Annotated in this window: 27 protein-coding genes and 3 tRNA genes; 12 read left to right on the top strand and 18 right to left on the bottom strand. The window is 54.4% G+C overall.

Annotated elements, in window-relative coordinates:
- Window positions 1-177: 177 nt before the first annotated feature.
- The 9 genes from opgB to D5067_RS19740 all read right to left on the bottom strand — a co-directional run bounded on the left by opgB (window position 178) and on the right by D5067_RS19740 (window position 7,690).
- On the bottom strand, window positions 178-2,469 hold the full coding sequence (gene opgB, locus D5067_RS19780; RefSeq protein ID WP_119935880.1) for a phosphatidylglycerol--membrane-oligosaccharide glycerophosphotransferase: 2,292 nt from the start codon (window positions 2,467-2,469) through the stop codon (window positions 178-180).
- Between the two features lie 270 nt (window positions 2,470-2,739).
- Complete coding sequence (locus D5067_RS19775; RefSeq protein ID WP_119935652.1) at window positions 2,740-3,222, bottom strand: YjjA family protein; 483 nt, start codon at window positions 3,220-3,222, stop codon at window positions 2,740-2,742.
- Window positions 3,223-3,306: 84 nt separating this feature from the next.
- Window positions 3,307-4,044, bottom strand: a complete 738-nt coding sequence (gene dnaC / locus D5067_RS19770; RefSeq protein ID WP_119935651.1) for a replicative helicase loader DnaC — start codon at window positions 4,042-4,044, stop codon at window positions 3,307-3,309.
- Window positions 4,041-4,586, bottom strand: a complete 546-nt coding sequence (dnaT, locus tag D5067_RS19765; RefSeq protein ID WP_119935650.1) for a primosomal protein DnaT — start codon at window positions 4,584-4,586, stop codon at window positions 4,041-4,043. The genes dnaC and dnaT overlap by 4 nt, the downstream gene beginning before the upstream one ends.
- A gap of 148 nt (window positions 4,587-4,734) precedes the next feature.
- Window positions 4,735-5,163: an organic hydroperoxide resistance protein gene (locus D5067_RS19760; RefSeq protein ID WP_119935649.1), complete on the bottom strand. Its 429-nt coding sequence runs from the start codon at window positions 5,161-5,163 to the stop codon at window positions 4,735-4,737.
- 83 nt (window positions 5,164-5,246) lie between these two features.
- Window positions 5,247-5,699: a MarR family winged helix-turn-helix transcriptional regulator gene (locus D5067_RS19755; RefSeq protein ID WP_119935648.1), complete on the bottom strand. Its 453-nt coding sequence runs from the start codon at window positions 5,697-5,699 to the stop codon at window positions 5,247-5,249.
- A gap of 41 nt (window positions 5,700-5,740) precedes the next feature.
- On the bottom strand, window positions 5,741-6,382 hold the full coding sequence (locus D5067_RS19750) for a TetR family transcriptional regulator (protein WP_119935647.1): 642 nt from the start codon (window positions 6,380-6,382) through the stop codon (window positions 5,741-5,743).
- 67 nt (window positions 6,383-6,449) lie between these two features.
- On the bottom strand, window positions 6,450-6,923 hold the full coding sequence (locus D5067_RS19745; protein ID WP_119935646.1) for a threonine/serine exporter: 474 nt from the start codon (window positions 6,921-6,923) through the stop codon (window positions 6,450-6,452).
- The gene (locus D5067_RS19740; protein WP_119935645.1) at window positions 6,914-7,690 is read right to left on the bottom strand and encodes a threonine/serine exporter family protein; all 777 of its coding nucleotides are present in this window, start codon (window positions 7,688-7,690) and stop codon (window positions 6,914-6,916) included. Before D5067_RS19740 ends, D5067_RS19745 begins: the two co-directional genes overlap by 10 nt.
- A gap of 412 nt (window positions 7,691-8,102) precedes the next feature.
- Between D5067_RS19740 and D5067_RS19735 the strand changes: the two genes are divergently transcribed.
- Entirely contained in the window at window positions 8,103-8,840 is a 738-nt protein-coding gene (locus tag D5067_RS19735; RefSeq protein ID WP_119935644.1) for a helix-turn-helix transcriptional regulator, read from the top strand.
- The gene (gene bglJ / locus D5067_RS19730; RefSeq protein ID WP_119935643.1) at window positions 8,837-9,472 is read left to right on the top strand and encodes a DNA-binding transcriptional activator BglJ; all 636 of its coding nucleotides are present in this window, start codon (window positions 8,837-8,839) and stop codon (window positions 9,470-9,472) included. Before D5067_RS19735 ends, bglJ begins: the two co-directional genes overlap by 4 nt.
- A gap of 37 nt (window positions 9,473-9,509) precedes the next feature.
- Here bglJ and D5067_RS19725 read toward each other — a convergent pair whose 3' ends face one another.
- On the bottom strand, window positions 9,510-9,968 hold the full coding sequence (locus tag D5067_RS19725; RefSeq protein ID WP_119935642.1) for a YbaK/EbsC family protein: 459 nt from the start codon (window positions 9,966-9,968) through the stop codon (window positions 9,510-9,512).
- 328 nt (window positions 9,969-10,296) lie between these two features.
- Here D5067_RS19725 and D5067_RS19720 point away from each other — a divergent pair, with 328 nt between their 5' ends.
- A complete protein-coding gene (locus D5067_RS19720; protein ID WP_119935641.1) occupies window positions 10,297-11,643 on the top strand; it encodes a PTS sugar transporter subunit IIC in 1,347 nt (448 codons plus the stop codon).
- 95 nt (window positions 11,644-11,738) lie between these two features.
- Here D5067_RS19720 and fhuF read toward each other — a convergent pair whose 3' ends face one another.
- Window positions 11,739-12,527 carry a siderophore-iron reductase FhuF gene (gene fhuF, locus D5067_RS19715; protein ID WP_119935640.1) on the bottom strand — a complete coding sequence of 263 codons (789 nt, stop codon included), beginning with the start codon at window positions 12,525-12,527 and terminating at the stop codon, window positions 11,739-11,741.
- A 90-nt stretch (window positions 12,528-12,617) separates the two neighbouring features.
- On the bottom strand, window positions 12,618-13,682 hold the full coding sequence (locus D5067_RS19710) for a GGDEF domain-containing protein (RefSeq protein WP_119935639.1): 1,065 nt from the start codon (window positions 13,680-13,682) through the stop codon (window positions 12,618-12,620).
- Window positions 13,683-13,897: 215 nt separating this feature from the next.
- On the opposite strand from D5067_RS19710, the gene D5067_RS19705 reads away from it, so the two are divergent.
- Entirely contained in the window at window positions 13,898-14,167 is a 270-nt protein-coding gene (locus D5067_RS19705) for a DUF1435 domain-containing protein (protein WP_168192640.1), read from the top strand.
- 41 nt (window positions 14,168-14,208) lie between these two features.
- On the opposite strand, the gene D5067_RS19700 is transcribed toward D5067_RS19705, so the two are convergent.
- The 4 genes from D5067_RS19700 to rsmC all read right to left on the bottom strand — a co-directional run bounded on the left by D5067_RS19700 (window position 14,209) and on the right by rsmC (window position 15,728).
- Window positions 14,209-14,294: transfer RNA gene (locus D5067_RS19700), tRNA-Leu, on the bottom strand.
- Between the two features lie 33 nt (window positions 14,295-14,327).
- Window positions 14,328-14,413, bottom strand: a tRNA-Leu gene (locus D5067_RS19695).
- 28 nt (window positions 14,414-14,441) lie between these two features.
- A tRNA-Leu gene (locus D5067_RS19690) sits at window positions 14,442-14,527 on the bottom strand.
- A 172-nt stretch (window positions 14,528-14,699) separates the two neighbouring features.
- A complete protein-coding gene (rsmC, locus tag D5067_RS19685; RefSeq protein WP_119935638.1) occupies window positions 14,700-15,728 on the bottom strand; it encodes a 16S rRNA (guanine(1207)-N(2))-methyltransferase RsmC in 1,029 nt (342 codons plus the stop codon).
- A gap of 101 nt (window positions 15,729-15,829) precedes the next feature.
- Between rsmC and D5067_RS19680 the strand changes: the two genes are divergently transcribed.
- The 8 genes from D5067_RS19680 (at window position 15,830) to D5067_RS19645 (ending at window position 22,200) form a co-directional block, all read left to right on the top strand.
- Window positions 15,830-16,243 (top strand): DNA polymerase III subunit psi, encoded by a 414-nt coding sequence (locus D5067_RS19680; RefSeq protein WP_119935637.1) that lies wholly within the window; start codon window positions 15,830-15,832, stop codon window positions 16,241-16,243.
- Window positions 16,212-16,655 carry a ribosomal protein S18-alanine N-acetyltransferase gene (rimI, locus tag D5067_RS19675; RefSeq protein WP_119935636.1) on the top strand — a complete coding sequence of 148 codons (444 nt, stop codon included), beginning with the start codon at window positions 16,212-16,214 and terminating at the stop codon, window positions 16,653-16,655. The genes D5067_RS19680 and rimI overlap by 32 nt, the downstream gene beginning before the upstream one ends.
- 20 nt (window positions 16,656-16,675) lie before the next feature.
- Window positions 16,676-17,353, top strand: coding sequence for a pyrimidine 5'-nucleotidase (gene yjjG, locus D5067_RS19670; RefSeq protein WP_119935635.1), 678 nt, complete (start codon window positions 16,676-16,678; stop codon window positions 17,351-17,353).
- Between the two features lie 91 nt (window positions 17,354-17,444).
- Window positions 17,445-19,034 carry a peptide chain release factor 3 gene (prfC, locus tag D5067_RS19665; RefSeq protein ID WP_119935634.1) on the top strand — a complete coding sequence of 530 codons (1,590 nt, stop codon included), beginning with the start codon at window positions 17,445-17,447 and terminating at the stop codon, window positions 19,032-19,034.
- Between the two features lie 304 nt (window positions 19,035-19,338).
- Window positions 19,339-19,956, top strand: a complete 618-nt coding sequence (gene osmY, locus D5067_RS19660) for a molecular chaperone OsmY (protein ID WP_119935633.1) — start codon at window positions 19,339-19,341, stop codon at window positions 19,954-19,956.
- Window positions 19,957-20,083: 127 nt separating this feature from the next.
- Window positions 20,084-20,245, top strand: a complete 162-nt coding sequence (locus tag D5067_RS19655) for a DUF1328 domain-containing protein (protein ID WP_003856556.1) — start codon at window positions 20,084-20,086, stop codon at window positions 20,243-20,245.
- Between the two features lie 123 nt (window positions 20,246-20,368).
- Window positions 20,369-21,421 (top strand): patatin-like phospholipase family protein, encoded by a 1,053-nt coding sequence (locus tag D5067_RS19650; protein WP_119935632.1) that lies wholly within the window; start codon window positions 20,369-20,371, stop codon window positions 21,419-21,421.
- A complete protein-coding gene (locus tag D5067_RS19645) occupies window positions 21,418-22,200 on the top strand; it encodes a TatD family hydrolase (protein ID WP_119935631.1) in 783 nt (260 codons plus the stop codon). The genes D5067_RS19650 and D5067_RS19645 overlap by 4 nt, the downstream gene beginning before the upstream one ends.
- Here D5067_RS19645 and D5067_RS19640 read toward each other — a convergent pair.
- Entirely contained in the window at window positions 22,195-23,055 is an 861-nt protein-coding gene (locus D5067_RS19640) for a YjjW family glycine radical enzyme activase (protein WP_119935630.1), read from the bottom strand. The two genes, D5067_RS19645 and D5067_RS19640, sit on opposite strands and share 6 nt — an antisense overlap.
- Window positions 23,030-24,577 carry a YjjI family glycine radical enzyme gene (locus tag D5067_RS19635; RefSeq protein WP_119935629.1) on the bottom strand — a complete coding sequence of 516 codons (1,548 nt, stop codon included), beginning with the start codon at window positions 24,575-24,577 and terminating at the stop codon, window positions 23,030-23,032. Before D5067_RS19635 ends, D5067_RS19640 begins: the two co-directional genes overlap by 26 nt.
- Between the last annotated feature and the right edge of the window lie 189 nt (window positions 24,578-24,766).

Genomic DNA, 24,766 nt, shown 5'->3' with positions numbered 1-24,766 from the left:
AAACTGCGTATGACCTCGTCAGTGTTTACTGGGGTCATATGCTACTTTTTGTCTTTATATAAGAATATTTATAAATAAAAAGAGATTAAATATAGTGATTTAAGCTTATTTATAAACGATATAAAGCTTTATCTATTTATAAAAGCTCGCCCGGCAGGACGCCGGGCGGAGGGTTGGCTAACTTTCGCTGTTGACGATTTTGATTTCAACCATGCCGATGCCAATCTGGCGCGGCGAGTGCCCGAGGATATTGCCTTCGTTTGTGGATTGCGGAGCCGGCGGCACGATCTCCACGGTATTGCTGCGTGACGGGTTTTCAAAATGCAGCGTGGTGGTAGAGACGTCATTTCCAAGCGTCAGGATCTGCTCTTTATCACCCACCCGCACAGGAATGGGGCGGCTGGCGTTAGGGCCAAAGGCCTTCGCGGTGATCACCAGGTCGAATTTTTCCGGCAGCGGATGGGTATACTCAATCTTCACCTCATCTCCCAGCTGGGCGTTGGACCAGCGCCCCCAGGACTCAGGGCGCGAGATACCGCTGAACTGTTTTACCTCCTCCGGCGCGCCCGCGACGTTAAAGATAAAGCTGTCCGCTTTGTAGCGAATGTCGTTATCGACTATTTTCAGCAGGTCGACGTTGCGCTGATAGCGCGCCGTGTCGATAACCGTATCCTTAAACGCGGTTTTCCCTTTCCACTGGGCCTGATCGACATGCTGGACCTTCTGTTCCCCGCCAAGCTGCCCCTGCGAGACGCACCAGTCGGTCGAGAGCGACAGCGGCTGTGACCAGAGCTGGCCCATTTTGTAGCACTTATCGACCCAGACAAAGTTATCGCGCGGGGCGAAATCGGCCAGCTGGAAGCGCAGCGGGGCAGAGTATTCACTCTCTGGCAGCGGCTCAACGCGTTTGTCCGAGACGCGCAGCAGCAGCGGCAGGCGGAAGTGGCTTCCAGAGAAGGCGATGGTGTTTTTGTCCCCATCGATGGTGAAATCCTTCATCTCTTTCGGGAAGTTCCACAGACGGATGATGTCCGGCTTCCACGCCAGGATTTTCTCCTTCATGTTGAGGAATACTTCCGACAGGGACTGACCTGACAGCGTGCTGCGGCCCAGACCAATAAAGTTATCGCCCCCCAGAATATCCAGCACCGTTGCGCCGTTATCCATTGAGTTACGCTTGGTGGCAATGACCTCCTGCTGGGGCTTGTCGCCGCGCATGACGAAGAACAGATTGCTGCGGTCCAGCTTGTTCAGTTCATCCCAGGCGCTGTTTTTCATCGCCAGATGGTCAGACGAGACGACAATCACCGTGTTTTTGAAGTACGGCGAGGCTTTGATTTTCTCAATGAGCGCGGCGATATGCTCCTGACTGCAGGTGACGGCGCTAAAGGACTTGTTGTTTTTGCCGTCAACGTCATAGCTTTTACGCTTGCAGGAGCGCGACACAAACCCATCGGGATGGTGGGTATCTACGGTCAGGGCAAAGAGGGAGAAACGCTTGCCAGCGCGGGAGAGTTCCTCGAATTTTTTCCAGGTTTCATCCAGAACGGTATCGTCGTAGAAGCCCCAGTCATTGCGGTAGGCGGGGTCCGCAACGGTGGTTTTTAACTCTTCTGAGCCGTAAAGATGGTCAAATCCATGGGATTTCAGGAACACATCTTTGCCGGCAAAGCGCAGGTTTGCGCCCTGCATAAAGTAGTTTTCGTAGCCGGAATTTTTCAGGATATCGCCGAGGCAGATATTCTGCGGGAAAAAGCTCGACATGGACGCTGACGCATTGCCTTCAAAAGGCGCGAACAGCGGGATGCCGCACTGGGAGGCAACCATGCCGGCGATGGTGTAATCGGTGCCCGGTAACTGCATGGTCTTGCTAAAGTCGAGACCCTGATCCTTCAGCGCGCCGAGATCGGGCGTCAGGTTCGGGAAAGCATCGTTATCAAAATAGGTGCGTTCAAGACTCTCGCCGTAGATATAGACCAGGTTGAGCTTCGGGTTGTCGATCTTCTTCGCCGGCTCTTTGTAGTACGCCACGAAGTCCGGATCGCCATCGCGGGACTGGGATTTGACCAGCTCGGTAATCTGATGGAATGCCGGGCTGGCATCAACGGACGCCAGCGCCAGGAACAGCGCCAGCAGGCTATAGCCATGATGATGTGGATGATGGCGACGACGACGCAGCACCCAGGCGAGCGTGCCAAAAATAGCAACCAGCGCCACGACGACTCCCAGGCCGGGAAGTATGTACTTACTAACTCCGGCGCCCGTCAGGCTGTTGGTGAGGGTATAGAGCACCGCATCGTTAATACCGTCTCCGGTAAAATAGTCGCTGGCGTAGAGGGTAATGTTCAAAACAATAAAAATGCCGAGTACCACCAGCGTGGCGACAAACCACCAGGTGTTACGGCCGGCTTTCCAGGCGTAAACGCCGATGGAAGCCAAAAAAAGGATAAGGGACATTAATTCTGACAACAGCATATCCTCATGATGCCAGGCACTTAGCCCGCTAAGAGATTATTTTTTGGGTAACACAATGTAATGGCGATGTCGTTTAGCTGCAATTTTAGCGTCACGAAAGTGTGCAGTTGTTAGGATTTGGTTTATAAAATCGATTTTTTGAAGGCGGTCGCATCCTGGCATGCACAGGCTGAGAGGGTGAAAGGGGGGGAAAACACGTCTCTCACGCCGCGTTGTAAGACTATCGTAATAAACGCGGCGTGTTGTGGCAGAAAAGGCGGACGGTCAGGAGAGGAAATTAACCCCTTGTTTCAGCACCAGATCGCAGGCTTTGGTTTTCACCTGTTTCGCCAGCGAAGAGTTACCGAGGGTGCTCAGATTAAGCTGCTGGCCGTTTTGCGCGTTCAGCAGGCCCTGAATGCCGTCCATGTAGTTGGTGTCCGCTTTCTGTTCCTGCGTATCCAGACCCAGCTTACCGAGCACCTGATTTTTGATGTTTTGGGTATCGGTCACGGAGGCCAGCTTCTGCTTCGCACAATACTCCAGAATACCCGCCGCGTTGTTCATCGTGCCCGCGCTCAGGCTCTGGGAGCTGTTACCCAGCAGGCTGGTGAGGGAAGAGGCTGACAGCCCGCCCTGAGAACTGCCGCTCTCTTTGGTCAGCTCGCTTGCTGCGCTGGATAGTGACTCCTGCCATGACGCTGCCTGCACCGCGCCGGTAGCCAGCATTACGCCTAAAAGTGTGACGATCGGTAACTGTTTTTTCATAATGACTTACTCAAAAAGGTCCGTTTGGGGCCGGAAGTGGCACCAGTATATACCTCCGGGCCACCGGCGATCCCTGGAAATGTCTTAATACTCTTTGCCGGTGACGCGGCTGCGATAGCTATCCCAGTCGAAGATGACGTACAGGCTGTTGCCAAGCTTCATACGGTCCATCACGCGCTCGCCCAGCAGGCGGGTCATTTCATCAATATTGTGGTTCGTCAGCATGCCGGTCGGGCGTTTAGACGAAGAGCGACGGTCAACGATCTGGTTGATGATCACTTTTTCGTAGCGGGATTCGGTCTGCACGCCAATCTCGTCAATGACCAGCAGGTCGACGTTACTCAAATCGTTCAGCAGCTGTTCTTCGCTGGTTTCGCGATTGCTGAAGGTGTCTTTCATCGCGGACATAATATCCGCCACGGTGATAATTAAGACCGATTTTCCGCGCAGCAGCAGCTCGTTGCAAATGGCGGCCGCAAGGTGGTTTTTTCCGGTGCCGGGCTTGCCGCTGAAGATGAAGCTGGCGATGTTGCCGTCGAACTCATCCACGTACTGACGTGCCTGGCTAAGGGCATTCATCTGTCCCTGGGACTCGACTTTATAGTTATCGAACGAACAGTTCTGATGCAGGGGGCGGATACCCGAGCGATTGAACGTGCGCTGCATTTTCATCGCGCGGTTCTCACGGGCCAGGGCTGCAGCCCGGATCTCTCCCTGCTCTTTTTGCCAGGCCAACAGCTCTTCACCCGTCGTAAAGGCGGGTTTTACGTTAGCAGGCATCATTTTTTGCAGACGTTTCATCAGGTCGCCGACGTTTTTCATTTCGCACCTCGGAATCCGTTAGGGATCTGTTTATCCGGTTCTGAAAACGCGTTGATATCGCGCTTGGGCTGGCCATTATTGCTGGCGCGGTTAATTTGAATGCTGCGCGCCAGCTTTTGCTGCCATTGAACATGGTGGAACACTTTGCCTTCAGCCTGCCAGTACGCGGTAAATGCGGCCAGCTCTTCGGGCGTAACGGGCTGCGAGAGTGCGATGCCCCATAAGGCTGCCTGACGCTGAAAATCGGCGTCCGGCTGCCAGCCAGCGTACATCGGGAATTTTCCCATCGGCACGGCCACGGGCGCGTTACCCGGTTCGTCGAAGAACTGGTTATCCAGGGTGACATCGCTTGCCGGGCGCGACAGGCGCGCTTCGATATCCAGAAGCTGCGCCAGACGCTCCGGCGTGATTGCGTAAAACGCCGGGGCGTTGTCGGCAAACACGGCGATCGTACCGCCTTCGGCATTGCTCAGCACGCCGCGCGGGTCACGCATAAAGGCATCAATGCCAGCGATGCTGGTTGTCAGGATTCTGGAGGACATAACACTTTCTCTGCTGATTACTACGGGCGTGATAGGGGCTTATGGTAGCACAGAGAGGAGGAGGGAATGGAGGGGATTTCCCCGGTGGCGCTGCGCTTACCGGGGCTACATTTGTAGGCCTGATAAGCACAGCGCCATCAGGCATTTATCACGCGATGATGTTCAGCGTAACGTCGATATTGCCGCGCGTGGCGTTGGAGTACGGGCAGACGATGTGTGCCGCATCCACCAGTTTTTTAGCTTCGGCTGCATCCATCCCTTCTACGTGAATATTCAGCTTTGCTTCAATACCAAAACCGGTTGGCAGCGGGCCGATACCCACTTCGCCTTCAATAAAGGCATCTTTCGGCAGGGAGAATTTGTCGCGTGCGGCCACGAACTTCATCGCACCCAGGAAGCAGGCCGAGTAGCCCGCGGCGAACAGCTGTTCCGGGTTGGTGACGTCGCCACCCATGCCGCCCATCTCTTTTGGCACACCCAGCTTAACGTCCAGAACGCCATCGGAAGAGGTGGCGCGGCCGTCACGGCCTCCGGTTGCTTTTGCTTTGGCAGTGTAGACAACTTTTTCTAAAGACATGGCAGGTTCCTCATCTTACGTTTATATATGCTATTAAATAGCGTGCGATATATATGGGTAATAATAACGCGTAAAGTATAGCTTTACGCGCGGTGTAACTGTTGACGCAAATGTTCGAGCTGCTGCTTAAGGGCCAGCATCGTGTCGGTATCACACTGCGCTGCACATCCTACCGCGTGGGGGATCCCAACCGCCTGCTGCTGAAGCGCACGCCCCGCATCGCTCAGGGTGACTGCGACCTGGCGCTCGTCTTTACGGGAGCGCTGACGCAGGATCAGCCCGGCGCTTTCGAGACGCTTCAACAGCGGCGTCAGCGTGGCGGAGTCAAGAAACAGGCGTTCGCCGATGTCCGACACCGTGACGTCGTCCTGCTCCCACAGCACCAGCATGACGAGGTATTGCGGGTAGGTCAGGTTCAGCGGTGCCAGCAGTTGCCGGTACAGCTTGTTGAGCGCCAGGTTTGCCGAGTAGAGGGCAAAACAGAGCTGGTTATCCAGCAGGAGCGCGGCGGTGGTGTCGTTCGTTTTTGCGTTCATGAGATGAATATAAATAGTGCGCAATATAATTGCAAGCTATTTTATGGGCAGGTGTAGCGAAGTGCCACCTGAACCGCCATTTTTCGGTAGTGCTGGCGCTGCGCCGCTTCGTCCGCGCCGTCCTCAAAGAGCAGGGTAAACGTGTAGCTGTTGGCGACGTAGTGGAAGCTGAAGCTGCTGATCAGGCGGTGAAGGTCGCGCGCATCGACCGTCTGGTTGAATAACTGCTTCTCTTTCCCCCGCTGGAGGATGGCTTCCAGCAGTTCCAGCGCGCTGCGGTTGACCTGGCGCAGGTAGCTGGACTGCTGCATAAAGCGACCGCGCTGCATGTTTTCCATGCAGATGATGCGAATGTAGTCCGGGTGGTCGGCATGGTAGTCAAAGGTGGCTTCAACCAGATGCACCAGTGCTTCGACAGGCGGCATGCCGGCAAGGCTCAGCTGTTTCTCGCTGGCGCGGATTTGGGTGTAAACGTACTCAAGAGCCAGAAGGTACAGGTTCTCTTTATTCTTAAAGTGATACACCACCATCCGCTTGGTGGTGCCTGCTTTCTCGGCGATTTGCTCCATGCGGGCACCGTTTAGCCCATACTCGGCAAACAGGGCGATCGCGCTCTGAAATATTTTATCCTTCAGGCTGGATTCGTCATGGTACTCGGGGTGTTCGCTGCCAGGGTTAGCCACATCCTTTCCTTATCGTCACCAAACGGAAAGAGGGGATTATCCCCACGGCAGCGAAATAACACAAATATCAAACGCGTGGGCGTTTGCGATACAGCCACAAACCGGGGATAGACAGCCCGATGGAAAGAGCCCCGACAATGGAAGAGGCCTTCAGAAAGTTACTCAGCAGAAGGATCATCTGCGGCTCGCTGTAGCCAAAATGGCCGATCTTCACCGCTGAAATCATGGCCGTATAGGCGGAGATGCCTGGAAACATGGGAATAACGGCGGCGACGGTGAACACCTTCGGATGCGCCAGATACCAGCGCGACCACTGAATGCCAATGCAGCCCACCAGCATCGAAGCCATAAACGTCGACCACTCGATATTAAAACCTGCCGTCATCATCACCATTCGCGAACCGTGGCCAATTGCACCCAGCAGCGCACACCAGGGCAGTGCGCGCTGTGGCACGTTGAAGACCATCGCAAAGCCGACGGCGGGAATGGCGGCCAGGAGCATGTCCTGCGCCAGTGCGAGCACTAATTCAATCACGCCCATCCGCGTAACCCCCACAGCGTCATCGCCATCACCACGCCGATACAGGTGGCCAGCGTCAGAAGGCTGGCGATCGCCCAGCGCGCCAGCCCGGTATTAATGTGTCCTTTGAACATGTCGGCAACGGCGTTAATCAACGGAAAGCCGGGTACCAGCAAAAGCACGCTGGCGGCCATGGCGACGGTGGGCGTGCTGGCAAACTGCGGCAGGCGCAACAGCAGGCCAGAAACCGTCGTGGCAACAAACGCGGTAGCGCAGAAATTGATTTGCGGGTGCAGCTGCCGGTGGGTCAGAAGCTGGCGAACGTACATGGCGATGCCGCTGGCCAAAAACGTTATGGCTGCTCCGTCCCAGCCGCCCTGATTCAGCTTACAGAAACAGGCGCAGGAGAGCCCCACCATCAGGACCACCAGCCACCGCGGATAACGTAACGGTTTGATTTGGTTGAAGCGTTTATCGATATCCTTCAGGTCAAGGAGCCTGTGCTCCGCCATAATGACAATATGCTGTACCTCCGTGACGACGTGCATATTGATGCCGCGATCGTGGTTCTTGCGCGTGGAGGTCAGGCACTGACCGTCTTTAATGGTGGTGAGGACAATGGCGTTTGACGAGATGGAACTTTCAACGCTGTCCATCCCCAGCGCGACCCCAAGACGCGTTGAAAGCTCCTCGACCAGCGCGCTTTCCGCACCGTGCTGTAAGAGAAAAAGCCCGCACTGAATGCATAGCCGCGTAGCGGCACGCTGCGTTGACCGATCTGCCTGCATGTCTTGCCCTGAAAAGAAGGTGAAAAGCCTGCCTGTAGGCTCAGAATGCTTACTTTTAGCACAAAATGTACGCTCTCTTGCTCTGGGTTAGATCAAGCTTTATGCAAACAGGCGGATATCTGCTGACGAAAGGGAAAACGTGAATATATTAATTGCATGAATGGTTAAAAATAAAATATAGCGTTTATATATTAAGTATTTCTAATTTTATGTTTTCGTTCTTTTCAGGTCGATGCAATTAAATTTGATTGTCATTTATGAGATATTAACGCCGTTTTGGGTATTTCTTAATCATATCAAGATATTCTCAACATCGGGCAGAATTAATCCGTTTGCGCTCAGGGATGGAATATATCTTATCAAGATGCGTTTGAACGCTATTTAGTAAAAGAAGAATGGACTCGGAGGTTCTATGTTGCCGTTAGAGGGTAAACACGGAGTTGTAATAAGTAAGGTACCGGTGATGCAGGCCGGGCTAGGCGGGGTGATGACGCGTCATTTCCCTGACTATGAGATGACCTATTGTCGCTCTATACAGGAGCTAACGCTGCTGCAGTTACGCCGTGCTGGGGTAATCATTGCCGATATTTCAGGTGATTACCGAAATCCGCGTGGCACGCTTGAGCAATATTACGGGCTGCTCAATCAGTACCGGGATGTTCACTGGATATTTTTAGTCTCTCGTCCTCTCTACCCGTTGGCGATCGAGCTGCTTATGCGCCCTGAAAGTACATTGCTTTCAGATATGGAGCCCATTGAGGGCGTGATAAGCGCTATTCGAGCCGGTAGCGAACGTGCCGAACGGATCAGCCAGACCTTATTAATGCCAGAAAGACCCGATTTGGACGAAGAGACTGAGAATTTTATCGCACTCACTCATTCAGAGCGCAAAGTATTACGGCTGCTGGGAAAAGGGTGGGGCATTAATCAGATCGCTACGTTATTGAAGAAAAGTAATAAAACGATCAGTGCGCAGAAAAACAGTGCGATGCGGCGGTTATCCCTGCGCAGCAACGCCGATATGTATGCGTGGATCAGCAGTACCCAGGGAATGCGGGAACTGAGTTTAATGTCGGCCTATGGAGATTTTGATGAATGGAAAAGACCCTTGCAACAAGACATATCGCCGTCATTGAAAATTGCGCAATGAGTGCCGTGGGGCTGCAGCATTTTTTTGCTCTGCCCGCGCTCAGCAGTTTTCAAATGCATCTTTTTAGCCGCTTCGATAGCTTCAAAGATGCGCTTTCCCACACCTCATTTTACGCGGTTATATACTCGCTATCCGATGCGCGCGAGGAACGTCGTAATTGTCTGGCATACCTGCGAGATCTGACATTCTCACACGGTGATATCCAGCGCATCGTGCTGGCGGCTGGAGAGGTCGAGGCGAGGCTGGTCAGCCACCTTTCTCCTTCTCGTCTTCACGGGGTTATCAGTAAATCGCTTTCGCTTGAGAAACTGCTGGAAGGTCTGATAGTGCTGCTCAATGAAACGCACCGGGTAAACGACAACATGTTCAATCACTGGTATGTGAGCCAGAACCGGATGCTGAGCCCCACGGAGCGGGCGATTCTGCGTTATATGTCGTCTGGCTATTCGATCCCTGAAATAGCAGCGCGGCTTGAGCGTAATATTAAAACCATTCGGGCACATAAATTTAACGCGATGGTTAAGCTGGGCGTTAATTCTGACGTGGGATTACTGGATGCGGCCGATATTCTGGCTCATCTGCCCGCCTGGGAGTCGCGTCGTTCTGTGCTGAACGTTTCCTCATTTTCATGACTGACCGACGTGCGCCAGAGTGATTCTGGCGCTGCGATCAACTGCAGACATCCACCCATTTCGCTGAGGTCAATTCGGCCATTCTGTCCGGGGAAATACGCACTGCACTGTGAATGGCCCCGGCAGCGGGCAGTACTTCCGCGTACTGTTTCAATGACACGTCGCAGTAAACCGAAAGCGGGTTCTCAAGCCCAAAAGGGCAAACGCCTCCGACGGGATGGCCCGTAACGGTTACGACTTCATCACTGCTGAGCATGCGCGCTTTCGCACCGAATGCGTCCTTTAGCTTTTTGTTATCCAGGCGCGCGTCACCCTTAGCGACCACCAGAATGACCTCATTTTTAACCTTTAGCGAAAGCGTCTTGGCGATTTGACCCGGTTCAACGTTGTGAGCAGCAGCAGCAAGGGCCACGGTCGCGGTGCTTTGGCTTAGCTCTATGATTTCGACATCCGGCGCGTTGTCGGCAAAAAACTGCTGTACAGACTGCAAACTCATTGTTTCCTCCTGACAAATATCCTGCGTAATCTGTCATAAGAAATTATGCTCTGTAAATATCTCTTCCGTAACAAATATCCCGTTCCGCTGATTTCTGGATCGCCTTCACATTCACGGAAACCGGTTACAGTAACCGGTTGCAGAGCGTGAAGCATAGATTAATACTGAGTACGTAACGTTCCCTGTATCCAATAATAAGAGCAAATTATGAAACCATTCCGTCTGAGCAGTACCGCTGGTACCCGAGCCAGCATGGTTGTGAAGCTGATGTATGGCACAACGTGTGGCGCGAATACGCCCGTAACCAACGTCTGACAGGAGATCTGCTATGTCTGCCAACCATGCTGCGTTCAATCTGATATTTCGTTTCGTTGAGAATTACGTAAGCCCGATAGCCGGGCGGATCTCCTCCCAGCGTCATGTTATGGCAATCCGCGACGGGTTCATTTCCGCGATGCCATTTATGATTGTGGGCTCATTTTTGTTGGTGTTCGCTTATCCTCCGTTCTCCCCTGATACCACCTGGGGGTTCGCTCGCGCCTGGCTGGACATGGCGAAGCAGTTTGAAGGACAAATCCTCACCCCGTTTGATATGACCATGGGCATCATGTCCATTTATATCTGTGCGGCTATCGCCTACAACCTTGGCAAACACTATGTAAAATCGCATCAGTTAGACCCGTTCATGTGCGCCATGCTGTCGCTGATGGCGTTTCTGCTGGTTGCGGCACCCAAAACCAAAGGGACGCTGCCGGTAGATAGCCTGGGCGGGACGGGGATCTTCACCGCCATCCTGGTGGCCGTTTACTGCGTTGAATTGATGCGTTTTCTGAAGGCGCACAACATCGGTATTCGCCTGCCTGACCAGGTGCCACCGATGATCAAAAACTCCTTTGACCTGCTGATTCCGGTGCTGGTGGTTGTGCTGACGCTTTACCCGCTGAGCCTGTTGATTCAGTCTGAGTTTGGCATGCTGATCCCGCAGGCCATCATGTCTATCTTTAAACCGCTGGTTTCCGCCGCTGACTCCCTGCCTGCTATCCTGCTGGCGGTGTTGATTGGTCACCTGCTGTGGTTTGCCGGGATCCACGGTGCGGCAATTGTCTCCGGAATGCTGCAAATGTTCTGGCTGACAAACCTGGGGGCAAACCAGACTGCGCTTGCCGCCGGGGAGGCGCTGCCGCACATCTTTATGGAAGCGTTCTGGACGTTCTTTATTGTTATCGGCGGTTCGGGTGCAACGATGGGGCTGGTTATCTGCTACCTGCGCAGCCGCTCCGCGCACCTGCGTTCGATTGGCCGTCTGAGCGTGGTGCCAAGCTTCTTCAACATCAACGAACCCGTCATCTTCGGCACGCCGATTGTGATGAACCCGGTGTTCTTTATTCCGTTCCTGCTGGCGCCAATGGTTAACGCCGTGCTGGCATGGGGAGTGATGAAGTTAGATTTGATTGGCCGCGTGATTTCCGTTGTGCCTTGGACGGCACCGGCGCCGGTCGGGGCTGCATGGGCGCTGGGCTGGGATTTCCGTGCCGCTATTCTGGTGATAGTGCTGGCCTGCGTATCGGCCATTATCTACTTCCCGTTCTTTAAGGTGTACGAGAAGCAACTGCTGGAGCAGGAAGCGGAAGAAGCGCAGCGTAACGCTGAAGAGGAAAATCAGCAGGTAGCCTGAGTCGTTTGTGCCGGGTGGCGGCTGCGCCTTACCCGGCCTACGTGTTGAGGAGCTGTAGGCCCGGTAAGCGAAGCGCCACCGGGCAATTAATGGCACTACTTCAGCGTACAATCCCCGCACTGCTGTACGTCCGGCAGGCGATAGCGCTGACAGCAGGTACGGCGAACAAGAAGACCTTCACGCGGCACCACGGTACGGAAGAGGGGGTTGTCGCGACCATCGGAAAGCTGTTTTGCAAAGAAACAGGACTGTCGCAGGGCATCAACGGTTTCATCGCCCAGCAGCGGCTTCATCTCCGTTAAGTACCAGTGGATCAAATACCCGGTATTACTCCAGATAAGTTTCCCGTTAATCTCTCCTGACGCTTCCAGTGCATTAACCACCGGGATGAGCGCACGGGTAACAAGCCGCTCCATGCGCTCCTGGGCCGAAAGCGGTCCTGCACTGCGATCTTCATGAACATCGATCCAGAAGCAGGCTGCCCGCCCGGTCTCATGGAATTCCACGTGGAAATGTTCCGGGGCGAGATCGAGCACGGTGTCCTGAGTCAGCAACGCCAGCATGATGGGGGGAACCATCAGCCCGATATACCACTGCGCCCAGAGCGACAGGAGCGGTTTATTTTCCCGCGCCAGCGAGGGTTGATTACGGTAGATATGGTCCGAATAGGTTGCCAGTAGAGTCTGTAGCTCCGCAGAGCGCTGCCACTGTGCCAGCGTCATGGCGTGATGCGGCGGGGCTTCATCCAGCTTAATAAAGTCCAGTAGATGAGCACGCGTACCGGCAATTTTATCCCGGATGGCATCCGCAAGCGTTACGCTTCCCGTGGAGAGAGGCGCTCGCCAGAGAAGTGCGTCAACGGCTTGTACGGTATGTGTGGCCATAGGATAGGAATCTAAATGATAATGATTGCCAATCCTAACTATTGATAAAACCGATCGCAAGCCTTTTGTCCTGGATCTGCGGATCCGCACTCAGGCGGTGTGCAACTCTTCGCTTAGCAGAATGCTGTTACGCCCGCTGTGTTTTGCCTCGTAAAGCGCTTTATCCGCCTTCTCCAGTGCCTGTTCAATGTCTTCATCGTTAAACATGGCAATGCCGATGCTGATGGTGACGTTGGTAGCAACGCTTTCATTAAACATGTGCGGTATTTTCAGGTCGTAAACTTTCTGTCGAATACGCTCCGCCGTCTGGCGGGCAAGTTCGAGCGAAATATTGGACAGCAGAACCATAAACTCTTCCCCGCCGAAGCGAGCGACAATATCGCGCGAGCGCACGGCGTCGCGGATCGCTGCGGAAACACGAATAAGCGCCTGATCGCCCATCATATGGCCGTAATGGTCGTTGTAAGCCTTGAAGTGGTCGATATCCAGCAGTAAAACAAAATGCTCGCCGTTATCCGCGGCGGGAAGATTTTCCAGCCGGCTTTGCAGGCCGCGGCGGTTATACAGGCCGGTTAGCGGGTCCATCATGCTGAGATCGGTAAGGGTTTCACGCTCTTCCAGCAGCTCAGAAAGCAGCTCCTGGGCGAACCGGTCGTTACGCCGCTGCAGTACATGGTGGATACCGATGGCGAACATAGGCAGCGCAAAGGAGTAAGCCATTCTTAGCCAGCTTTCATGATCGCTTAACCACAGGCAGGTAATAAAAGCCGGAAGTGAGTGCAGCGTAAATGCTTTGATATTACTGGCGAACGCCAAAGACCCTATAAAAAGAACCGTTAATAGCGCCATCATTAAATAGGTCGACTGATCGTGCGTTATTAACGAAAATTTAGAGGCGATTTGCCACGCCCATAAACACCCAAAAATGGCTGAAACAACAGGGATATTTATTTTGCGGGAGCAGTTTTTCCAGTGCCAGACAAGAAGGCCCGTGCTAATGATGAATACGGCAAACAGCGGAGCAGATACCACCCGGACTGAATAGAGTGGGTTTGTTACCGAGAACACTGCAGATATCGCATTCAAAAATAAAAACAAACGTAAAGATAACTGATATTTCTTGTTGACTAAAGATCGCCAGGATTGTGATGTCATATGCGTGCGTTTTTATTTAAATTCAATTAAAACAATGAATCAGGTGTTGTTTAGTAATAGTGGATGCAAAAAAATTGAATTGTAATTATCAGAAAAACTTTATGGGAAGTTAACAGGTGGGCAATTTATCACCTTAACCATTCGCTGTCATTATAGGAAAGGTAAAGGACAACGAATTATACGTTTGTGTACTGACAGATGATAATCTTTATCATATGATATTGGTTATCATTATCGATGTGAGAGAGCAAACCATGTTGAGTAAAGCGCTGGGAAGTGGTTGGGGAGTGCTTCTGCCTGGAGCAGTTATTGGCGGCCTGATGTTTGCCGATCTCTCCATCGACGTCTGGAAGGCAATGATCGTTTCTGGCTTACTGGTGACGTCCGGGATGATTTGGCACAAGCAGTTGCGGCATTTCGTGTTGTTGCCATCGTGCGTCGCGCTGGTCAGCGGGATTCTGGTAATACTGATGAGTTTGAAATAACACGGAAAACGAGAGGTACTTCAGAGGGAATGTAAGATAATTGGTGCGAGGGGGGGGACTCGAACCCCCACATCCTAAGGACACTAACACCTGAAGCTAGCGCGTCTACCAATTCCGCCACCTTCGCACAGTCATCTTACTTTTTTTGATATCGCCTCGTTGGTGCGAGGGGGGGGACTCGAACCCCCACATCCTAAGGACACTAACACCTGAAGCTAGCGCGTCTACCAATTCCGCCACCTTCGCCCAGTGCGAGCAATATCAACGTGATTTATGGTGCGAGGGGGGGGACTCGAACCCCCACATCCAAAGGACACTAACACCTGAAGCTAGCGCGTCTACCAATTCCGCCACCTTCGCATACCATCGATACTGTAAAAGTATCGTAACCACGGAGGCGCATTCTAGATGTTTTCAGCTTAACGTCAACTGAAATGTGCGCGTGATGCCTTGATTGATGCAAAAATGGTCGATAGATGCGTCATGTATAGCCGGATGGCGCTTGCGCTTATCCGGCCTACAAAATTGACGATTACTTTTTGGCCTGACGCGTCATCACGGTGCGGTACACTTTGAAACGGCCAGTCTGGGCGATCACTTCGTGGAAACCGAAGGTTTCATCCAGCACTTTCGGGTACGCCAGGAAGGCGTTGGCGACAATACGCAGCTCGCCGCCGCTGTTGAGGTGACGGGTTGCGCCACGGATCAGCGTTTGCGCGGCTTCAAGGGTAGTTTCCATGCCGTCGTGGAACGGCGGGTTGGAGATAATCATGTCGAAACGGCCGGTGATGTCAGAGAAGACGTTGCTAGCAATCACTTCGCCTTCAATACCGTTAGCGGCAAGCGTTGCGCGGCTGGCTTCAACCGCCGGCGCGCTGACATCGCTGAGCGTTAAACGCACTTTAGGGGAATGGCTGGCAAGCACCGTTGACAGTACGCCCGCGCCACAGCCCACATCCAGCACTTTGCCTTTAGTGTGCGGCGTCAGGGTAGACAGCAGCAGCTTGCTTCCCACGTCCAGATAGTCGCGGCTGAATACGCCCGGCAGGGTTTTGATGGTCAGGCCGTCAAGCTCATACTCGCCCCAGAAGGCTTCGGCATCAAACGTTGCCTGTTTTTCCAGACGACCATGATACAGACCACAGCGGCGGGCGCTGTCGACTTTGTTCAGCGGCGCGTAGGCTTCCAGCATTTGCTCCGCGCTGCGCACGCCGCTGCGGTTCTCACCGACAACGAAGATATCGCAGCCGACCGGCAGCAGGGAGAGCAGGTTCATCAGCTGGAACTGGGCTTCCGGTTTGTTCTTCGGCCAGTAGTAGATCAGCGTGTCGCAATCGGCAACATCGCTCTGCTCCGCCACCAGGCTAAAGCGCGCACGCTCGCCCATCTGGCGGCTCAGCACCTGCCAGTGGTGATAATACTGTGTGTGGGCACGGCTTTCAGCACAGTCGAAACGCGCAGGCAGGTCATCCTGCATATCTCCGGCAAACAGAATACGGCTTTGTTCGAAATCATCACTGTGGCGCAGCAAGACTTCACTTGCCGGGGTAAATGCAGACATAATTGTTCCTCAATAAACTCAGGCGGGGATTATAGTAGGTAGATGGCGCACTTTCGACACATTTGCTATATTTGCGCGCCTGAGAGACAGGAGTTTTCCCTATGACATCCCGACGAGACTGGCAGTTGCAGCAGCTGGGCATCACCCAGTGGGCCTTGCGTCGCCCGACGGCGTTGCAGGGCGAAATCGCAATATCCATCCCCGAGCATGTTCGCCTGGTGATGGTGGCGGAGGAACTGCCTGCCCTGAATGAACCCCTGATCGGAGATGTCCTTCGCAGCCTGAAGCTGACGGCCGAACAGGTTTTACAGCTGACGCCAGAGCGGGTCACGATGCTTCCTCCCGATAGCCGCTGCAACAGCTGGCGCATGGGAGAGACAAATGCGATCGCTCTGCAGGGAAGCCAGATCTGCTCGCCGGCGCTGGACGAACTGAAAGCCAACCCAAAGGCGCGAAGCGCGCTATGGCAACAAATCTGCGAATATGAACACGATTTCTTCCCTCACGACGCCTGACCTGACAACGGCGTTCGCGATTGAAACGCGCGCCCACGCCTTTCCGTGGAGCGAAAAAACCTTCGCCGGCAATCAGGGTGAACGGTACCTGAACTACCGCCTGGACGTTGACGGCACCCTGGCTGCTTTTGCAATCACCCAGGTCGTTCTCGACGAGGCTACGCTGTTTAACATTGCCGTTGATCCTGCGTTTCAGCGCCGTGGGCTGGGAAGGGAACTGCTCGAGCACCTCATTCGTGAGCTCGAAACCCGTGACGTTTTCACCCTGTGGCTGGAGGTGCGCGCGTCGAACGTCGCCGCCATCGCGCTCTATGAAAGCTTAGGCTTTAACGAGGCGACGATCCGCCGTAACTACTACCCCACCGCAGAGGGACGTGAAGACGCCATTATTATGGCTCTGCCGATTGGATAATAAAAAATAAGGTTGTAACGATGAAATGGGACTGGATTTTCTTTGATGCCGACGAAACGCTGTTTACGTTTGACTCGTTCGGCGGCCTACAGCGGATGTTTCTCGACTATAGCGTAACCTTCACCGCTGAAGATTTTCAGGACTATCAGGCGGTGAACAAGCCGCTGTGGGTGGACTACCAGAACGGAGCCATCACCGCGTTACAACTTCAGCACCAGCGTTTTGACCTCTGGGCCGAACGTCTGAGCGTCAGCCCCGGATCGCTGAACGATGCCTTCCTGAACGCAATGGCGGACATCTGCGCGCCGCTGCCGGGCGCAGTGTCTCTGCTGGATTCGCTGAAAGGTAAAGCCAGGCTTGGGATCATCACCAACGGCTTTACCGCGCTGCAGCAGATCCGCCTTGAGCGCACCGGCCTGCGCGATCATTTCGACGCGCTGGTGATCTCCGAAGAGGTGGGCGTGCCGAAGCCGGACCCGCGTATTTTCGACTATGCGCTGGCGCAGGCGGGCAACCCTGACCGCGATCGCGTGCTGATGGTGGGCGATACCGCAGAGTCCGATATTCTTGGTGGCATCAACTCCGGGCTGTCGACCGTCTGGCTCAACGCGCATGGTCGCGTGCAGCCTGAAGGCATCGAGCCGACCTGGACCGTCACGTCATTGAACGAACTGGAGCAGCTCCTGTGTAAACAATGATTGCCTGCCCCCCGTTGATGGGTAAAATAGCCGCAATTTCGTATTCCATGATGCGTGGCGTGCTGCCGCGCTTATAAAAGAAGATTTAATTATGACGTTGTCTCCTTATCTGCAAGAGGTGGCTAAACGCCGCACTTTTGCCATTATCTCGCACCCGGATGCCGGTAAAACGACCATCACCGAGAAGGTCCTGCTGTTCGGACAGGCGATCCAGACTGCCGGTACCGTTAAAGGCCGTGGCTCCAGCCAGCACGCAAAATCTGACTGGATGGAGATGGAAAAGCAGCGTGGTATCTCCATTACCACCTCCGTGATGCAGTTCCCGTATCACGACTGCCTGGTGAACCTGCTGGACACCCCGGGCCACGAAGACTTCTCCGAAGATACCTACCGTACCCTGACGGCGGTGGACTGCTGTCTGATGGTTATCGATGCCGCTAAAGGGGTCGAAGACAGGACCCGTAAGCTGATGGAAGTCACCCGTCTGCGCGACACGCCGATCCTCACCTTCATGAACAAACTCGACCGTGACATCCGCGATCCGATGGAAGTGATGGACGAAGTTGAAAGCGAGCTGAAGATCGCCTGCGCGCCGATTACCTGGCCAATCGGCTGCGGCAAGCTGTTTAAAGGGGTTTATCACCTCTACAAAGACGAAGTGTATCTTTATCAGACCGGTAAGGGTCACACCATTCAGGAAGTCCGCACCGTGAAGGGGCTGGATAATCCGGATCTGGACGTTGCCATCGGTGAAGAGCTGGCCGCGCAGCTGCGCGACGAGCTGGAGCTGGTGAAAGGTGCCTCCCACGAGTTCGATAAAGAGCTGTTCCTGGCCGGTGAAATCACCCCTGTGTTCTTCGGTACCGCGCTGGGTAACTTCGGCGTTGACCATATGCTTGACGGACTGGTTGAGTGGGCGCCGCGCCCGATGCCGCGTAAAACCGACACCCGCGAGGTGGAAGCGCAGGAAGAGAAATTTACCGGCTTCGTCTTCAAAATTCAGGCCAACATGGACCCGAAACACCGCGACCGCGTGGCCTTTATGCGCGTGGTATCCGGAAAGTACGAGAAGGGCATGAAGCTGCGCCAGGTGCGTATCGGGAAAGATGTTGTTATTTCCGACGCGCTGACCTTCATGGCGGGTGACCGTTCGCACGTTGAAGAGGCCTATCCGGGCGATATCATCGGCCTGCATAACCACGGCACTATTCAGATCGGTGATACCTTCACCCAGGGCGAAATGATGAAGTTCACCGGCATTCCGAACTTCGCACCGGAACTGTTCCGTCGCATTCGCCTGCGCGATCCGCTGAAGCAGAAACAGCTGCTGAAGGGGCTGGTTCAGCTGTCCGAAGAGGGCGCCGTGCAGGTGTTCCGCCCAATTTCGAACAACGATCTGATCGTTGGCGCGGTCGGCGTGCTGCAGTTTGACGTGGTGGTTGCGCGTCTGAAGAGCGAGTACAACGTGGAAGCGATTTACGAATCCGTAAACGTGGCGACCGCGCGCTGGGTTGAGTGTTCTGACGTGAAGAAATTTGAAGAATTTAAGCGTAAGAACGAAATTCAGCTGGCGCTGGACGGCGGGGATAACCTGACCTATATCGCCCCAACCATGGTTAACCTTAACCTGACGCAGGAACGTTATCCTGACGTTCAGTTCCGCAAAACGCGCGAACACTAATCCCCGCTCAGAGCACGGCAACCGCCGTGCTCTTTTTTTATTCCTGTCTTATTAATCCCTTGCGGAATGTTCTTAATTCATCGCATTTTTACGCCATTCGCGCGTTTTTTGCCCAATTCTGAAAGCGACACTGTGAGAGTGATCTATATTTAACTCAGTGTTTAACACCGGGCGCGGATGAATTAACTGTTCAATGCATGACTTTAGGTTCTCCATTTCACCCGTGTGTTAATTCGCGAAATATAAAACTAGTAATAAAGGAAGTTTGTCGCCCAACTAACGGGCAAAACACAGGAATACATCGATGAATATGACAAGACTGAAGATTTCTAAAACTCTGCTGGCTGTAACATTGGGTAGCGTCCTGGTAAGCGGTTCTGCCTTTGCAGAAACCAGCGCCACGGATAAAGCGCAGTCCACTGCCAATACCGCAGGGGAAAAAATCGATAGCTCTATGAATAAAGTCGGTAATTTCATGGATGACAGCTCTATCACAGCAAAAGTGAAAGCCGCGCTGGTGGATGATGAAGCCATCAAGAGCACCGACATTTCCGTAAAAACGGAAAAGAAAGTGGTTACGCTGAGCGGCTTTGTTGAAAGCCAGGCTCAGGCCGAACAGGCTGTAAAAGTCGCGAAGGGTGTTGAGGGCGTAACGGACGTTAGCGATAAATTGCACGTTCGCGACGCTAAAGACTCCTCTGTGAAAGGGTATGCCGGGGATGCGGCAACCACCAGCGAAATCAAAGCTAAACTGTTAGCTGATGACATCGTGCCGTCTCGTAAAGTGAAAGTAGAAACCACCGACGGCGTGGTTCAGCTTTCCGGTACGGTAGATTCGCAGGCGCAAATTGAACGCGCTGAAACCATCGCCAAAGCTATTGATGGTGTCAAAAGCGTCAAAAACGATCTGAAAACGAAGTAAATCTACACAATTCGCCCGTCTGGCTGAGGCGAGCGGGCGAAATAACAATGACACTGGAAACACGCCGGTGAGCAGCCTGAGCGCTCACGTTTAGCGGCCGACATTAACTATGGTAAAGGAGAGGCTTATGTTTCGTTGGGGCATTATATTTCTGGTTATCGCGTTAATTGCCGCCGCATTGGGCTTTGGTGGACTGGCAGGTACTGCGGCCTGGGCAGCTAAAATTGTCTTCGTGGTTGGTATTATCCTGTTCCTGGTCAGCCTGTTTACGGGCCGACGCCGTCCGTAGCAAAACGCAATAGACCGTCAACAAAACAAAGCCAGTCCTTGCGACTGGCTTTTTCGTGTTTGAGTCTCAGGCCGGGAGTGCGTTACTGTGTCAGAACACAATAATGAAAACAGGAATGCAGAGGTGGGTCAGCGAATTCCCGTTACGCTCGGCAATATTGCGCCGCTGGCGTTAAAGCCGTTTCGTGCAGGCCAGCTTGCACTGGTATGTGAAGGTGGCGGACAGCGCGGCATATTCACGGCCGGCGTGCTGGATGAATTTATGCGCGCGCAGTTTAACCCTTTTAACCTCTTCTTTGGCACCTCTGCCGGAGCGCAAAACCTATCCGCCTACGTCTGTAACCAGCCGGGCTATGCCCGCAAAGTTATTATGCGCTACACCACGTCGAAGGAATTTTTCAACCCGATGCGTTTTGTGCGCGGTGGAAACCTGATCGATCTCGACTGGCTGCTGGAGTCAACTGCCAGCCAGATGCCGCTGGCGATGGACACTGCGGCTCGTTTGTTCGATAACGGAAAAGAGTTCTGGATGTGCGCCAGCAGGGGAGATGACTACACGCCGGGCTATTTTTCCCCGCAGAAAGAGAACTGGCTGGACATTATCCGCGCCTCCAGCGCTATACCGGGTTTTTACCGCACCGGCGCACTGCTGGACGGCATCAGCTATCTGGACGGCGGTATCAGCGACGCCGTTCCGGTACAGGAAGCTGCGCGACGCGGGGCGAAAACCATCGTGGTGATCCGCACCGTGCCGTCGCAGACGTACTACACCCCGCAGTGGTTTAAGCGCATGGAGCGGTGGCTGGGCGACAGCAGCCTGCAGCCGCTGGTGAATATCGCCAAACTGCATGAATCGACCTACGGTGAGATGCAGCGTTTTATTGAAAAGCCGCCGGGCAAGCTGCGTATTTTCGAAATTTACCCGCCTAAGCCGCTGGTGAGCATGGCGCTGGGCAGCCGCATACCGGCGCTGCGCATGGATTACAAAACGGGGCGGCTGTGCGGACGCTACTTCCTGGCAACGGTGGGCAAAATGCTGGCGGAACAGCCGCCGCTTCACCGGCACAAGCGCATCATTACCCCGCCTGCAGTTGTGGCGAACGATCCGCTGACCGTGCCGCTGGTGGATGTTCCGCAGGCCAACGACGCACTCTTAGATAACGAGGATCTGGCGTGACGTACCGTTTTGTCGACACCCACTGCCATTTTGATTTTCCACCGTTTACCGGTGACGAAGGGCCGAGCATCGCCCGTGCCGCAGATGCAGGCGTGCAGGCGATTATCGTCCCGTCAACGGAAGCGGCAAATTTTACCCGGGTGCTGGAGCTTGCCCGACAGCATAACGCGCTGTACGCCGCGCTGGGGCTGCACCCTATCGTTATCGAGCGGCACACTGAAGACGATATCGACCGGCTGGATTCACTTCTGCGCGCTGGCGAAAGGAAGCTGATTGCAGTCGGTGAGATCGGCCTCGATCTCTATCGCGAGGACCCCCATTTTGAACGCCAGCAGGCGATCCTCGACGCGCAGCTTAAGCTGGCAAAGCGCCACGATCTGCCGGCGATCCTCCACTCCCGCCGCACGCACGACAAGCTGGCGATGCACCTGAAGCGCATCGATCTGCCGCGCAGGGGCGTGGTGCACGGTTTTTCCGGCAGCCTGCAGCAGGCGCAGCGTTTCATTGAGCTGGGCTATAAGATCGGCGTGGGCGGGACCATTACCTACCCGCGCGCCAGTAAGACCCGCGATGTGATGGCACAGCTGCCCCTGTCGGCGTTATTACTGGAAACCGATGCCCCCGATATGCCGCTGAATGGTTTTCAGGGGCAGCCCAATCGGCCGGAACGGGCGGCGCGCGTGTTTGCCACGCTGTGCGAGCTGCGCCAGGAGCCAGAAGAGGTGGTTGCCGATGCGCTGCTTGAGAACAGCCGTTCGGTATTTGGCATTACCCTATAAGTAAAGTGACGGGCGGATCACCCTGATCCTCTCTTCTTCCAGCGCTGCCGCCAGTGGCTCAACGTCGTCCGGCGTGGCGCTGCGCCATGACGCCGCCTCTCCGTATACGCCGTGCGCGTGAAACGCGTTGATCCGCACCGGGATATCCCCAAGCCCGCGAATAAAGGCTATCAGTGGCTTAAAATGTTCCAGATAATCAGACTGCTCAGGGATCGCCAGCAGCCGCAGTTCCGTCAGCCGCTGATGCTGCGCCAGCCAGCGGATGCTCTGTTTAATCTGCGGGTTTTCGCGCCCGGTCAGGAAGCGGTGACGCTCATTTCCCCATGCCTTTAGATCGAGCATCGCCCCATCCAGTACCGGCAGGAGTTTTTGCCAGCCGGTTTCCCCCAGCAGTCCGTTGCTGTCAACCAGACAGGTTAAATGGCGCAGGGCGGGATCGGCTTTGATCGCCGTAAAAAGGGCGATCACAAACGGCAGCTGCGTGGTGGCTTCACCGCCGCTGACGGTGATGCCTGCAATAAAAGGTGCCGCTTTGCGGATCTGCGTGAGGATCTCCTCCACGCTGAAGCGTTGCGCCATCGGCGTGGCCTGCTGCGGGCAGAGGTGAAGACAGGTATCACACTGCTGGCAGTCACTCTCCTGCCACCAGACGCGCCCGGCCCGAATGGTCAGCGCATCATGAGGGCAGTGGGGCACGCAGTCGCCGCAGTCGTTGCAGCGACCGATCGTCCACGGGTTGTGGCAGGTTTTGCATCGCAGGTTGCACCCCTGCAGGAACAGCGCCAGGCGGCTGCCCGGCCCGTCGACGCAGGAGAAGGGGATAACCTGACTAACTAAAGCGCATCTGCTGTTCATGGCTTATTACGCGCGGCTGACGTTCCAGAATACGGGTATTTCGTGCGGCTTCCTCACCCAGCCACGTGGTGTTGGTTCTTGAACCCGCTTCCCGATATTTCTCCAGATCCGATAATCGCACCATATAGCCTGTGACGCGCACCAGATCGTTACCCGCCACGTTGGCGGTAAATTCACGCATGCCGGCGTTGAAGGCACCCAGGCAAAGCTGCACAACGGCCTGCGGGTTGCGTTTTACCGTCTCTTCCAGCGTCAGAATATCGCTAATCCCGGAGTGATAGTGTTTGTGGTGCGGGGCGACGGCCAGCAGATGGCTGATAGGATCCGGCTCGTCTCCGTAGAGCAGTCGTGCTCCCGGCGTGGTGCCTGAATCCGAACTGATCCCCGACTGCGCGTGCAGCATAGCGCGATGCTTCCAGCCGTATTTCACCGGCGTGTTTTCCACAAACGCCGCGAGCCGTTCGCTGATGCGATAGCCCAGCGCGTTGGCCCGTTCGTCCTTGCCGTAGCGTGCTTCCATTCCGCTTTTATCGCACAGCGCGTTCACCGCTTCCGCCAGGCCATACATGCCAAACATGGGCACGAAACGGTCGGCATCAATCAGCCCCTCTTTCACCAGGAAGCTATTCTCAAAGAAGCCTGACTGCTCATACAAAAATGCACAGCGTGCGTTGACGATCTCAATCTGCTGCTGGCAGTAGTGTGGGAGCGTGCGGGTAAAGAAGTCTTCAACAGAAGAACTGTGTTCAGCAATTGCCTTCAGGTTGAGGCGAACCAGCGTGCTTCCACCGCCTGCCAGCGGCAGCGAGTTGTAACAGCTCACCACGCCATAGCGGCCTTTTGTGAAAATTTTATCATTCACTGGGCCGTTAGAAATATGCGGCTTGCTGCATTCGCAAATGTTTTTAGCCACCTCAAGCAGCAAGTCGTCCGGGGTGATGTCAGGGTCGTAAATAAAGGTTAGATTTGGCGCGACCTGCTTCAGCTCTGCATCCGCGCGCAGAATGGCGCGCGTGACGGGCGTATCCGCCGGGCCGATATTGGCGTGCATGAAGGCATCCGGCAGCGTGCGGTCGAGGTAGCGCCAGAAACGTTTTATTCGGCTATCTATCTCTTCCTGTGTTAGAATTCTAACATATGGATTCAGTAACGCATCAAGCTGGCCGAGATACACGGGCATCGATGTGACGGACGGAACATGGTGATAGAGAATGGTTAAGAGCGAGAGGGCGTCATCGAGATCTTTTGCCCCTTCCAGCTCCAGCCATTCTGATCCCTTTGCCAGAAATTTTTCGTAATCCGGCAGAACGTAACGAGGTTTATAAGGCGCATGGCCTTCGAACATGTCGCAGATAAAGCCCTGATCCAGCGCGGCACGGGCTGTCGGGGACAGTGCCGGATAAGGCAGGTCGTTCTCCGCTTCCAGCGCCAGGAAATGACGTTTTTGCTCAGGGGTTAACACCGGGCTTGTCACAATTTGCTGGCAACGTTGTTGCAGCGCGTCGAGGCTGGAGTGAGGCATGTTCGCTTCCTTAAATGTTCTGCGGATGATGAGCGGATTGTAGGAAGTTGTCCCGTCGGGGCTTTTGATCCGACAGGGGGTATCGCTGTTTTAGTCAGCAATTCGCGAACTAAAATTTGACGTTGATCTCATTACAGTAATGCAAATTTGTACGCAGTTTTCATTAACTGTGATGAATGTCGAAGTGTG

The organism is Enterobacter huaxiensis (assembly GCF_003594935.2).
Classification (GTDB): Bacteria; Pseudomonadota; Gammaproteobacteria; order Enterobacterales; family Enterobacteriaceae; genus Enterobacter; species Enterobacter huaxiensis.
This window is presented reverse-complemented; position numbering and strand designations above follow the sequence as displayed.